The sequence below is a fragment of the Synechococcus elongatus PCC 11801 genome (genome assembly GCF_003846445.2).
Lineage (GTDB): Bacteria > Cyanobacteriota > Cyanobacteriia > Synechococcales > Synechococcaceae > Synechococcus > Synechococcus elongatus_A.
The window spans coordinates 206,051-218,399 of the sequence record NZ_CP030139.2 but is presented as its reverse complement, the minus strand read 5'-3'; the positions used below and the strand labels follow the sequence as shown (position 1 = coordinate 218,399).

14 protein-coding genes are annotated in these 12,349 nt (G+C 55.7%); 10 read left to right on the top strand and 4 right to left on the bottom strand.

All coding sequences use genetic code 11. From position 1 onward, the window contains the following. Positions 1 to 27 precede the first annotated feature (27 nt). Positions 28 to 354 carry a DUF2499 domain-containing protein gene (locus tag DOP62_RS01110; protein ID WP_208673877.1) on the bottom strand — a complete coding sequence of 109 codons (327 nt, stop codon included), beginning with the start codon at positions 352 to 354 and terminating at the stop codon, positions 28 to 30. A 56-nt stretch (positions 355 to 410) separates the two neighbouring features. Between DOP62_RS01110 and csaB the strand changes: the two genes are divergently transcribed. The 7 genes from csaB (at position 411) to tatC (ending at position 5,952) form a co-directional block, all read left to right on the top strand. Next, positions 411 to 1,430: a polysaccharide pyruvyl transferase CsaB gene (gene csaB, locus DOP62_RS01105; protein WP_208673875.1), complete on the top strand. Its 1,020-nt coding sequence runs from the start codon at positions 411 to 413 to the stop codon at positions 1,428 to 1,430. Between the two features lie 35 nt (positions 1,431 to 1,465). Beyond that, positions 1,466 to 2,278 (top strand): molybdate ABC transporter substrate-binding protein, encoded by an 813-nt coding sequence (gene modA, locus DOP62_RS01100; protein ID WP_208673873.1) that lies wholly within the window; start codon positions 1,466 to 1,468, stop codon positions 2,276 to 2,278. A gap of 5 nt (positions 2,279 to 2,283) precedes the next feature. Then, positions 2,284 to 2,940 (top strand): molybdate ABC transporter permease subunit, encoded by a 657-nt coding sequence (gene modB / locus DOP62_RS01095; protein WP_208673871.1) that lies wholly within the window; start codon positions 2,284 to 2,286, stop codon positions 2,938 to 2,940. 60 nt (positions 2,941 to 3,000) lie between these two features. Further along, a complete protein-coding gene (locus DOP62_RS01090; RefSeq protein ID WP_208673869.1) occupies positions 3,001 to 3,762 on the top strand; it encodes a succinate dehydrogenase/fumarate reductase iron-sulfur subunit in 762 nt (253 codons plus the stop codon). Between the two features lie 159 nt (positions 3,763 to 3,921). Beyond that, positions 3,922 to 4,353 (top strand): chaperonin family protein RbcX, encoded by a 432-nt coding sequence (locus DOP62_RS01085; protein ID WP_261789842.1) that lies wholly within the window; start codon positions 3,922 to 3,924, stop codon positions 4,351 to 4,353. Continuing rightward, positions 4,343 to 5,023, top strand: coding sequence for a type 1 glutamine amidotransferase (locus DOP62_RS01080; protein WP_208677073.1), 681 nt, complete (start codon positions 4,343 to 4,345; stop codon positions 5,021 to 5,023). The genes DOP62_RS01085 and DOP62_RS01080 overlap by 11 nt, the downstream gene beginning before the upstream one ends. A 209-nt stretch (positions 5,024 to 5,232) precedes the next feature. Beyond that, entirely contained in the window at positions 5,233 to 5,952 is a 720-nt protein-coding gene (gene tatC, locus DOP62_RS01075; RefSeq protein ID WP_261790092.1) for a twin-arginine translocase subunit TatC, read from the top strand. A gap of 98 nt (positions 5,953 to 6,050) precedes the next feature. Here the strand turns inward: tatC and DOP62_RS01070 are convergent, their stop codons facing one another. The 3 genes from DOP62_RS01070 to DOP62_RS01060 form a co-directional block, all read right to left on the bottom strand. Beyond that, positions 6,051 to 7,439: a DUF2252 domain-containing protein gene (locus DOP62_RS01070; RefSeq protein ID WP_208673862.1), complete on the bottom strand. Its 1,389-nt coding sequence runs from the start codon at positions 7,437 to 7,439 to the stop codon at positions 6,051 to 6,053. 368 nt (positions 7,440 to 7,807) lie between these two features. After that, the gene (locus DOP62_RS01065; protein WP_208673861.1) at positions 7,808 to 8,587 is read right to left on the bottom strand and encodes a photosystem II S4 domain protein; all 780 of its coding nucleotides are present in this window, start codon (positions 8,585 to 8,587) and stop codon (positions 7,808 to 7,810) included. Beyond that, the gene (locus DOP62_RS01060; protein ID WP_338430490.1) at positions 8,588 to 9,100 is read right to left on the bottom strand and encodes a hypothetical protein; all 513 of its coding nucleotides are present in this window, start codon (positions 9,098 to 9,100) and stop codon (positions 8,588 to 8,590) included. 70 nt (positions 9,101 to 9,170) lie between these two features. Here DOP62_RS01060 and serA point away from each other — a divergent pair, with 70 nt between their 5' ends. From serA to petF1, 3 genes are all read left to right on the top strand, one after another. Beyond that, positions 9,171 to 10,814: a phosphoglycerate dehydrogenase gene (gene serA, locus DOP62_RS01055; RefSeq protein WP_425330085.1), complete on the top strand. Its 1,644-nt coding sequence runs from the start codon at positions 9,171 to 9,173 to the stop codon at positions 10,812 to 10,814. Further along, complete coding sequence (gene prmA, locus DOP62_RS01050) at positions 10,814 to 11,713, top strand: 50S ribosomal protein L11 methyltransferase (protein WP_208673860.1); 900 nt, start codon at positions 10,814 to 10,816, stop codon at positions 11,711 to 11,713. Before serA ends, prmA begins: the two co-directional genes overlap by 1 nt. 248 nt (positions 11,714 to 11,961) lie before the next feature. Then, positions 11,962 to 12,261, top strand: a complete 300-nt coding sequence (gene petF1 / locus DOP62_RS01045; RefSeq protein WP_208673857.1) for a ferredoxin — start codon at positions 11,962 to 11,964, stop codon at positions 12,259 to 12,261. The last annotated feature ends 88 nt before the right edge of the window (positions 12,262 to 12,349 follow it).

Genomic DNA, 12,349 nt, shown 5'->3' with positions numbered 1-12,349 from the left:
TTGCCACGCTTGCGGCCGAGACTCGTCCTAGCGCTGCTTGGTTGGCGCTGCTGATGGGGTAACCGATGCAGTCGGTCGCCAGAGCCAATAGGCGGCCAGCATCAGCGTGCAGTTGCCCAAGAGTGTCGTAGCAGCCTGGAGGGTGACCAGCCACTCCAGCTTGGGTGCATTGTCAAAGTAGTGCCAAGTACAGGCGCAGAGAGCGCTGATTAGGGCCGGGAGCATGGCGGCAGCTAGGCCAAACCAACGGCGATCGCCCTGTTCTCCCAGCCGCCAGAGGTAGAAAATGGCCAGCACCCATTCCAAGACACTGGAAATGTGGATGACCCAGGTGGGAAGGGATAGAGCGTGCATGAACCAGCAGGAAAGGCTCTCCAGTATTGTAGGAGGGCAAAAAGGGCGAGGACAGCATGCGGGCGTTGCTCTGTGGCTACTACGGAGAGGGAAACGGCGGCGATGAAGCGCTGCTAGCGGCGCTCCTGCAACTCTTGCCGCCGACCCTAGAACCGTTGGTGCTCTCGGGGAATCCTGCTGCAACCCAAGCTTGCTACGGCGTCGAAGCCTGCGATCGCCGCTCTGGAATGGCGGTGTGGCAAGCCCTGCGGCGCAGTGATGTCTTTATCTTTGGGGGCGGTAGCTTGATTCAAGATGTCACGAGCTGGACGAGTCCGCTCTATTACTGCGGGCTGATGGGGCTGGCCCAACAAATGGGGCTGAAGACGATCGCTTGGGCCCAGGGAATTGGGCCGTTGCAGCGCAAACGTACCCGCTGGCTCGCGCGGAAAACCTTCCAGCATTGCGATCGCATCACGGTGCGCGATCGCGGCTCGGCAGCCTTGCTAGAAGACTGGGGGATTGCCGCTGCGATCGCCCCTGATCCCGTCTGGGCTTTGGACCCTCTGCCGCTGGATCAACCGTTATCCAGCCAAGAAGCGATCGCGGTTTGTCTACGCCCCCATGCAGATTTGACGCCTGAACGCAGCGATCGCCTGAAAACAGCCTTGATTGCGCTGCAAGCACAAACCCAAGCACCTGTGCTGCTGATTCCCTTTCACCATCAGCAAGATCGACCCCTCGCAGAAGCTTGGGCAAGCGTCATTCCCCAAGCGCAGGTGGTGGATTGGCAGCACCCGCGTCAGCTCTTGAGTTATTTCCAGTCCGTCCGATTGACGATCGCGATGCGCTTCCACGGGCTCGTGATGGCAGCAGCGGCGGGGAATCGCTGTTTTGGCCTCAGCTATGACCCCAAAGTGCGCCGTTTCTTGGATGCGCTGGAGCAACCGGGCTGGGATTTGCCGGATATTCCGGACTCGGCTGAGGCGATCGCGGCAGCCTGGCTCCAAGCTTGGCAGACTGACCCGATTCGTCCAGAGGCGATCGCGGATCTTCGGCAGCAGGTCGAGGTGCATCGCCAAGCGCTGATTATCTAAACGACGATGCCTGATTCAGTGAGTCTTTACGGCAGATGAGCAGGAGGCAGTGGCACTATGGGCTGCTGATAGGGCTGAGTGCGATCGCTGTCATCTTGGGATTGCAGCTGATGGGGCCACGGCTGACCCCTCAGTCTTCTTCCCAGCCCTCCTCATCCCTGCTGGTGGCGGCGGCGGCGAGTTTGCAAAATCCACTGCAGGCGATCGCGGCGCTCGACTCTCCCGACCTGGCCAATGTCTCCATTCGCTATACGTTTGCGGCTTCTGGCGTTTTACAACGGCAAATCGAGCAGGGGGCACCGATTGATATTTTGATTGCCGCTGCAGAAAAGCAAATGCAGGCGCTTCAAGATCAAGGGTTAATTCTGACGGACACGCGATCGAATCTACTGACCAACCAACTGGTGCTGGTTGTCCCGAAGACAGCACTTTCATCTGTGGCTCGCTTTCAAGATTTAGTCCAACCCCAGATCAAACGACTGGCCATTGGCGAACCGCGAAGCGTTCCAGCGGGTCACTATGCCCTCGAAGTGCTGCAAAATCTTGGGATTCTAGATCAGGTACGACCCAAGTTCGTGCTTAGCAATAATGTGAAAGCCGTCTTGACGGCGGTGGAAACGGGTAATGTCGATGCTGGCATTGTCTATTGGACGGATGCTCAAGCGTCGAGCAAGGTTGCGGTTGTGGGTGTTGCCGATCGCTCGCTGCACTCCCCAATTGTTTATCCGATAGCCATTGTCCGCTCGAGCCGATCGCTACCTCAGGCTCAGCAATATCTGGAATTTCTCAAGCGTGAGCCAGCCCAAACCATCTTTCAACGCTATGGTTTTGGTCGGCCAGCAGCCTAACGCCGATGTTTGATCTTGGCTCGCCGATCTGGGTTTCGCTCAATATTTCGCTCTCAGCGACCCTGGTGGTGCTGGGGTTGGGTACCGTGGCTGCCTACCAGATGAGTCACTATCGCGGCAAGGCGCGATCGCTCATTGAAAGCTGTCTAATTGCGCCGTTGATTATGCCGCCGACAGTCGTCGGTTTTATCCTCTTGATGCTTTTGGGGAAGAACAGCGCGATCGGACAGCTTCTAGCGCAATATGACTTGCAAATTGTTTTTACACCCGTTGGTGCTGCGATCGCCGCCAGTATTGTTGCCTTTCCACTGATGTATCGCTCTGCACTCGGTGCCTTTGAGCAAATTGACGGACTGCTTTTGGATGCAGCCCGACTCGATGGCGCTTCTGAAATGGAAGTCTTTTTTTGTATTGCACTGCCAGCTGCCATGCCCGGAATTTTGGCAGGCACAGTCCTGTCATTTGCGCGGGCACTTGGGGAGTTTGGCGCCACATTGATGGTGGCAGGCAATATTCCTGGCCAAACACAAACCATGCCCATGGCCATCTACTTTGCTGTAGAAGCCGGACAAACCCAAGAGGCTTGGTTCTGGACTGTGATTATTCTCTGCACAGCCTACTGCGGTGTTGTTGCTGTCAATGCTTGGCAAGCCTTACGCTAGAACGACTCAGACTCCCTGCCGTCCTTCTTCAGCGGGACTGTATTACCGGCGATCGCTCCCATGCCCAGTGCCGTTCTCGACCTGAACTTTAAAATTTGGCGGCAAGCCTCCGCTGAAGCTCCCGGCCAGTTCCAGACCTATACACTCCAGCAAGTCTCGGCAGATCTGTCGTTGCTGGAAGCCTTGGATGCCCTGAATGAGCAGCTGATTATTCAAGGAGAAGAGCCGATCGCCTTCGACCATGACTGTCGGGAAGGCATCTGTGGCTCCTGTGGTTTTTTAGTCAACGGTCAAGCCCACGGCCCTCTGGCTGGAACGAGTGTCTGCCAACTCTATCTGCGTCATTTTCGATCGGGAGACTGTCTGACGCTGGAACCTTGGCGAGCCCAAGCCTTTCCCCTCGTTAAAGACTTAGTCGTCGATCGCAGTGCCCTCGATCGCATTATTCAAGCCGGTGGCTACTGCTCGGTAAACACTGGGAATGCTCCTGAAGCCAATGCAATTCTGATCAGTCAGGCAGAGGCTGCACAGGCCTTTGATGCCGCGGTTTGTATTGGTTGTGGTGCTTGTGTCGCAGCCTGCAAAAATGCTTCAGCCAGTTTGTTTACCGCAGCGAAACTGGCGCATCTCTCTCTCCTGCCCCAAGGTCAACCCGAACAATCGCAACGAGTGCTGCGCCTAGTGATGCAGATGGAAGCCGAAGGGTTTGGGAGCTGTAGCAGCCTCTTGGAATGTCAGGCGGTTTGCCCCAAGGAAATTTCTGCTGACTGGATCAGTCGCATGCAACGCCAATACTGGCAGGCCCGCTGGCAAAACAGCTAACTAAACTTTTTCGCCACTGGCTACTCACCCTTCTATCCGGCAGAGGTTGAGCTAACCCATCCTGTCGTTCACTGCGATCGCTCGACTCCGTGGGCAGCGGCGTTGCTGCAATTTGAGGGTGCAGCCTTTAGGATGGCGTCAACGCAGAGGGCGAAGCCGATGGAGATGCCCCGCATCAGCCGCGATACGGCCCGGATGTTGGTCAACTATCTGACCTATCAGGCCGTGTGCGTTATCCGCGATCAACTGGCCGAAACGAATCCAGCCGGTGCGTATCGGCTGCAGGTCTTTTCGGCTGAGTTCTCGTTTCAAGATGGTGAAGCCTACCTCACTGCTTTGCTAGACCACGATCGCGAATTGGCACTGCGGGTGATGACGGTGCGTGAGCATCTGGCCGAACATATTCTCGATTACCTACCGGAGATGACGATCGCCCAGATTCATGAGGCGAATATTAATCATCGCCGTGCCTTGTTGGAACGGTTGACCCGTCTGGGGGCTGAGCCCAGCTTGCCCTCATCCGAGGATGTCGATCGCCCCACTGATGCAGCGACTGCTGACGACGCTCCTAATGCCTCCCATGCGGATTGAAATTGTTCAACACATTGACTTTGAGGGAGCAGCTGCGATCGCTCCTTGGCTAATCGAGCGCGGTCATATGCTCTCGACAACCCTGCTGACTGCTGGTGATCCACTGCCCGACTGGCGCGATCGCGACGCGGCCATTTTGATGGGCGGGCCGATGAATGTCGATCAGATCGAGGCGTATCCCTGGCTGCTGACCGAAAAGCAGTGGTTAAAAACTGCGATCGCAGCGAATAAAACGCTGGTCGGCATTTGCTTGGGGGCCCAACTCTTGGCTCAAGCCTTGGGAGCGACCGTTGCCCCCGGCCCCGAACCAGAAATCGGCTGGTTTCCGATTCAGTTCAGTGCTCAAGCCCAAGCGATCGCCGGCATCCCTCCAGAATTGATGGCGTTTCATTGGCATGGCGATCAATTTTCATTGCCACCAGCCGCTATCCCCCTGGCGCAAAGTGCCGTCTGTCCTCAACAGGGCTTCCTCTGGGGCGATCGCATTCTGGGGCTGCAGTGTCATCTGGAAATGACCCCCGACGCACTCGCGACCATCACCCAAGCGGCAGCAGCGGATCTGCGTCCGGCTCCCTTCATTCAATCGGCTGAGCAAATCTTGGCTGGGAGCGATCGCTGTCCCAGTAACCATGCCGTTCTGTTCGCCCTACTGACGCATTTGGGTTTTTAAGCCGCGATCGCCCCCTTACAAGCAGGTCTCTCGCATTGTGGCGAGGTACTTCACAATGGATAAGACTGCTGCGCTGGTGAACCATGACGCCACCCCCATCCGACCTGGAAGCTTCGGCAGCGCCGACTCTCTATCGTCCCTCAGAGCCACCGACCCCTGAGCCGGGACTCGAGCCAGATTCAGACTCGCTGCCCGAAGACGATGTGGAAATGTCGCTGTTCGATCACCTAGAAGAACTGCGGCAGCGTCTGTTCTATAGCCTGGCTGCAGTGGTTGTCAGCGCGATCGCTTGCTTTGCGGGCGTACGTCCTCTCGTCGCTTTTTTGGAGCGCCCTGCCCAAGGGATTCGCTTCCTGCAACTGTCGCCGGGTGAATTCTTCTTTGTCTCGCTCAAGGTAGCGGGCTATAGCGGCCTGCTGCTGGCCAGCCCGATTATTCTCTATCACGTCATTCGCTTTGTTTTACCGGGGCTGACGCGACGCGAACGACGCATTGTGACTCCTGTGATCTTGGGGTCCTCGGTACTGTTTTGGGCGGGGCTGGGCTTTGCCTACTGGCTGCTCATTCCGGCAGCGCTCAACTTCTTTGCCAGCTATGGCGCTGATGTGGTTGAGCAGATCTGGTCAATCGAACGCTACTTCGAGTTTGTGTTGCTGCTGCTGTTCAGTACGGGACTGGCCTTTCAAGTGCCCGTGGTGCAGCTCATTTTGGGAGCGCTCGGGATTATTGATGCCCAGCAGATGTTGGCAGGCTGGCGCTATGTCCTGCTAGCGGCCGTAGTCTTGGGTGCCGTGCTCACCCCCTCGACAGATCCTCTGACACAGAGTTTGCTGGCCGGTGCGGTGACGGCGTTGTATTTGTTTGGCACGCTCCTCGTCAAGCTTTGGTGTGGCGATCGCTCTGAGGAAGAGGTTTCAACAGAGGTCTAAAAATCACTACAGGTCAGCCAGATCCGAGATCCAATAAGACAGGAAACGCTCAAGAGTTTTGAGAACTCTGTCTATCGTGAGGATCGGCAAGAGAGCGTTCAAAGGTCCTCTTCGACGATCGCCTCAATCCTGCCGCTTGTGACAGCCTGTACCAAAGCGTCGTAGTCTTTCTCCGTCTGATCTGCGTAAGCTAAGGCAAACTTTGCCAGCGCCTGATCAAAGGAGTCTCCCTTACCGAGATAGCCACTGATCGTTGCTGCATCACCAGCCTTTGCGTGGGAACGAGCCAGACTCCAACCGCAGAACTCGGCATATCGATAGAGTTGATCCGCGGCAATCCCCGTGATTGGTAAGGAGAGCTTCATATCCCGTAGTTGGCGAACATAGTAGTCGCGGCCCCGTTCCGATCGCGCCCAGCCTAAAAAGATGTCACTCGAAGACTGCATTAACCGCTGGCCAACAACCACTCTCTGTCCTTGATTCTCATAGCGACAGGGCTGCGTATAAGGCTCTAGGACGGATCGACGTGCTTCTTTCACTTGCAAAATCAATGGATGATTCTCTTCAGAAAATAAGAGAGCAATACTACAGTGAGTTCCAACACTGCCGATCCCCACAACTTTCATTGCGTAGTCTTCTAATTGATAGCGATCAAAAAGCACACGGCGCTCTTCAGACAGGGTTTGACGATAGGTCTCAAGACCACTCATCACGCGTTGTTGAATATCCTCATCAGGGACATGAAAGAGAATCGGGGGCTGATCGACAAATTGATGCTTCCCATTTTTAATGGTGACAATTTTGGGGAACAAATACTCAATCACCCGCTTGCGAGCTCGTTCGGCTAAATTCTCTCGATATTTTTTGATTTTCTCATTTGGAGACATTGCAATCAGTTCTTTAACATCGATGCGCTTATACCAAACCTCTAAGGGGCTCATGCGCGAATAAGCCCGCAGATGTTCTCGATAGGAGCGGACACAAGCAGCAGCAATTGATTGCGAGTCCTTGTCTGTAATTTGATTGTCTCTCCCGGCGAGAATGAAGCTCGCAACAAGACGCTTAATGTCCCATTCCCAAGGCGCTGGATGGGTCTCGTCAAAATCATTGATATCAAAAACAAGGTTTCGCTCTGGTGTTGCGAAGAAGCCAAAATTTAACAGGTGACAATCACCACAGGCTTGTACATGAATGCCAGTATTGGGAGTTGTTGCCAAATCATGAGCCATGATTGCTGCAGATCCTCTTAAAAAGGTGAAAGGACTGCGCAGCATTCGCCCATAACGAATGGGAATCAACTCCGGCATACGCCCTTGGTTAGATTCCTCTAGGATTGCGATCGGATCACGCCGATTATTGGTGATTTTCCAGTCCGCGTGATCGGCACGAGGAAGCTTTTTCCGAATTGTCTTCCCTGCAGCAATTCGTTCGGCCCGTACATGAAACTGAGCTACTGCTAAGCTATCTTCTTTATCCTTGCCAGGCATTCAATCACTCCTTCTCAAGGGCTTATCAATATTCAACCGATGAAGACAGTGAGCCAAGATGAGGTCGGCAAGACATATCTTGGCGATGAATCATTAACTTCAAGCTTGAGCCTTAGTATTCACCAAGCTTGATTGAGGTGCAGTGCTTGTAGAGAAATCGTATTAAATGTGAAATAACGGTCACGTTAGCAGCGAGGTTTTTACCCGCAGTCAAATAATTAATTGGTTTTGATAAGACCTACAAGCTTTTAACCAGTAGTCAAGCCTCACCTGTCACAGGGACTTGTTGGGTGGCAGGAGGTGGAGCAACGACTGTTCAATCTGCAATTACTACGAATCATCCAGTAGCAGTGCTGATTGATCGAGTTCTAAACGTAGCGCGTTAGTTCAAGGCGATAGCGTTCTTTCTTGGTGACTTGAATCTCGCCAACACTGAGGCGCCCCTTGCCGCGCACCGTCACTAAATCGCCACTTTTCAGTTGTGTACTGGGCTGAGTCACAGACTTCCAGTTGACGCGCACATCGCCGCCACTAATCAAGTCGACCATTTTGCTGCGTGAGAGGCCAAAGCCTGCAGAGGCGATCGCATCTAGCCGCAGGGAGGCTTCCACCGTTGTCAGCTGCTTGACACGCGGGGCCGGTACTCGCAGCTCTGCCAGCGGAATTTCACGCACCTTGACCGGCACGCTGCGAACTTGAGTCAGGTGCAGGCCCAGAAATTCAACCAGTTCTGGCATGACTAAGGCTTGGGCACCGCGATCGCCCAAGACGAGGATGTCGCCCACTTTTTCGCGGACAAGACCTGTGCCGAGCAAAGACCCCAAAAAGTCACGATGGCTAGCCGGGTCGAACAGGAAGTTGCCAGCGATTTCTACAGCCGCGATCGCAATTTGCTCAACTTCCAAGGGCATTTCGCTACGAGCGATCGCCAAGCGCTGCCGTTCCGCCTGCGGATAGCCGCCCCAAGGCAATAGCTGTAATTCCGTCAGTCGTCCCAGTCGTTCTTGCGCTTCAGCCAACTCGGGCGGTGAGAGAAAATCACTGATCGCCGGTTCCCAAGTTCGAATCGATTGTTCAGCTAGGTCAATCAACCGCGCTAAACAATCGCGATTGTCAGCCCCAGCGAGCAACTCTTGACGCGGCAACATCTACAGACTCTCCTCGACGGTTTGTAAGGACTCCGGATCGACCGATCGCAATAGGCGCCACGCTTGGGTGGTCACGGCATCATTGCCCCGCAAAATCAGCACAAATTTGCCTTCTTCTAGTCGGTTGCGGAACGGTAGCGGGTCAAAGCCCGACAAGTTACCCACGCCGAAGCCACCGCCGATAAAGGCGCTACCCATCAAGCCCGATAGGGCACCCAAGACGCCACCCACCAAGTCATTGCCGACCGGACCTGCCCAAGCAAAGGTTTCCAAACCCGTGATCTTGCTAAAGACCAAGCCGCCCGCAAAGCCAAAGGGCACGAGCCACGTTGCCATCCAACGCACCCGTTGCCGCGATCGCTCTTTGGGGTTGAGCAGACCAAAGCGATCGCTACTCTCCCAGCCTTCGCCAACCACGCTCCAGAAGTCACTGGACCAGCCGGTTTCTGCCAAAGCAGCGCAGGCGGCTTCCACGGTAGAGCGATCGCGCAGGACAGCAATGAGATAAGTCATAGGTTTCAGTAGCAAGGGAGCAGCGGACTCTTCAACAGCAGGGGCATCGGCAAGGCCACCTACTCATAGAATGAATGATTGGGCTGATCTGCGATCGCCCGTCCCTGTCGCTCGTTGTCTCGCCATGCCCAAGGTTCTGGTCTCTGATCCAATCGATCAGGTCGGTCTCGACATTCTCTCGCAAGTCGCTCAAGTAGACGTCAAGACGGGATTGTCGCCGTCCGAACTGGCGCAGATTATTGGCGACTACGACGCGCTGATGCTGCGATCGGGCACCCGCGTCACCGCAGAAGTGATCGAGGCGGGGCAAAAGCTGCGGATTATCGGTCGAGCTGGGGTTGGCGTCGATAACGTCGATGTGCCAGCTGCCACTCGCCGCGGCATTGTGGTCGTGAACTCGCCGGAAGGCAACACGATCGCAGCAGCAGAACACACCCTGGCGATGATGCTGTCGCTGTCGCGACATATTCCCGACGCCAACGCTTCAACCAAATCGGGCGTCTGGGATCGCAAGAGCTTCGTCGGCACCGAAGTCTATAAGAAAACCCTCGGCGTCGTTGGTCTGGGCAAAATCGGTTCCCACGTTGCCACCGTTGCCAAGGCCATGGGCATGAAACTACTGGCCTATGACCCCTTCATTTCGGCGGAACGGGCAGAGCAGATCGGCGCTCGGCTGGTGGAGCTGGACATCCTCTTCCAAGAAGCGGACTACATCACCCTCCACATCCCTAAAACGCCGGAAACCGCCAACCTGATCAACGCCGAGACCTTGGCGAAGATGAAGCCGACGACTCGGATCATCAACTGTGCTCGGGGCGGTGTGATCGATGAGCAAGCGCTAGCGGATGCGATCGCTGCTGGAAAAATTGGTGGGGCCGCCCTCGACGTGTTCGAACAGGAACCGCTGCAAGCCGATTCACCATTGCGCGCCTTGGGCAAAGACTTGATCCTGACGCCGCACCTTGGGGCTTCAACCACAGAAGCGCAAGTCAATGTTGCTGTTGATGTGGCGGAGCAAATCCGTGATGTGTTGCTGGGTCTGCCGGCGCGATCAGCGGTCAACATCCCCGGCCTCTATCCCGATGTTCTCGAGAAACTGCGCCCTTACCTGCAGCTTGCAGAAACCCTCGGCAATCTGCTCAGCCAAGTGGCAGGCGGTCGCTTGGAACAACTGACGGTACGCCTGCAAGGGGAACTGGCAGCACAACAGAGCCAGCCGATCGTGATTGCAGCACTCAAAGGGTTGCTGACCCAAGCCCTGCGCGAGCGGGTCAACTACGTCAACGCCATGATCGAGGCCAAAGAGCGGGGCATTCGCATCATCGAAACCCGCGACGAATCGGTGCGTGATGACTATGCAGGCGGTTCGCTGCAGCTGATGGCAACGGGCTCTAACGGCGAACACCGCGTCATGGGTGCACTGCTCGGCGATGGCGAAATTCGGATCACCAACGTCGATGAGTTCCCGGTCAACGTGCCGCCCAGCCGCTACATGCTGTTCACGCGCCACCGTGATATGCCCGGCATCATCGGCAAAATTGGCTCACTGCTCGGCAGCTTCAACGTCAACATTGCCAGCATGCAAGTCGGCCGCCGGATTGTGCGTGGCGATGCGGTCATGGTGCTGAGCTTGGATGATCCGCTGCCCGAGGGCATCTTGGCGGAAATCACCAAGGTAGCCGGCATCAGTGACGCCTACACGGTGGTGCTCTAGTGCCGATCAGTCAATCTTGGTGGCAGGTCGAGGTCAGCTGCGATCCCCTACTGGAAGACCTGCTCTACTGGCGGCTGTCGGAGGCGGGCGGACGGGGCTTTGTCTGTGAAAGCAAAGCCCAAACGCTGCAGGTTCACAGCTACTTTCCAGCGGAATTGTGGGAGGAGACGATTCGCGATCGCCTCCTGCAGGAAATCAGCGCTGATGCTGCAGATCTTGGCTTGCCCACGCCCAGTTTGAGCTGGCAGACCCTCGATGAAGAGGATTGGTCTGAGAGCTGGAAACGCCACTGGCAACCCCAAGAACTAGGCGATCGCTTCTTGATTCAGCCGGCTTGGCTGGAGCCAGAACCGAGCGATCGCCTATTGCTGCGGCTCGATCCTGGCACCGCCTTTGGCACCGGAGCCCATCCCACCACTCAGCTTTGTTTGGAGGGACTGGAAACGGTTCCCGTTGCTGACAAAGTGATTGCGGATGTCGGCTGCGGCTCTGGGATTTTGGCGATCGGGGCTCTGCTGCTCGGGGCCAAACAGGTCTATGCGGTGGATACTGATCCTCTCGCTGTGGGGGCGACTCAGTCCAACGCCGCCTTAAATGATCTGGAAGGCGATCGCTTTTGGACCGCGATTGGTAGCGCTGATCAACTCCAGCCTCTCCATGCCCAAGGTGTCCGGTTTGACGGCTTTTTGTGCAACATCTTGGCGCACATCATCCAAGCCCTAACGCCAACGCTTTCGGAGTTAGCGAGCCCTGGCAGTTGGGCAATTTTCAGTGGTTTGCTGACCAGCCAAGCGGACAGTGTCAGCGCCACGCTCGAGGAGTATGGCTGGGTGATTCGTGGGCAGGCTAGCCAAGGGGACTGGTGCCGTCTGGTTGCTGATTTTCAGCCAGAACGATAAATCTCGCTAATGCTTAACTTTGACAGCTCTTTGGGAGCGAGTTGAGTTTAAGCCGCGATTAACCCTAGGAATGTTGGGATAACGCCCTTGCCGCAAGAGATAATGTTCCCTTATGTCTTGCGAGGCGATTGATAGCATTTCTCTCTGCACAGTTCGCCCTTGGGCAACCCATAGTATCAATGGGAAAGGTACGGGCAGGCTGTCAATCGATGAGCTCTGCCACCCCCAAAGCGATAGAGGACACGCTCATGGCAACCTACAAGGTTACGCTCGTCAATGCTGCCGAAGGCTTGAACACGACGATCGACGTGGCTGACGACACCTACATCTTGGACGCCGCTGAAGAGCAAGGCATTGACCTGCCTTACTCCTGCCGCGCTGGCGCTTGCTCGACCTGCGCCGGTAAAGTCGTCTCCGGTACCGTCGACCAATCGGATCAATCCTTCTTGGATGACGACCAAATTGCAGCTGGCTTCGTCCTGACCTGCGTCGCCTATCCGACCTCTGACGTCACCATCGAAACCCACCGCGAAGAAGACCTCTACTAGGTTGCTCTTCAGCTGTCTCAATTTTTAGAATCTGCATTTCATAGCGACCTTCTATGTTGAAGGTCGCTTTTTTGTGGCTGGACTGGAA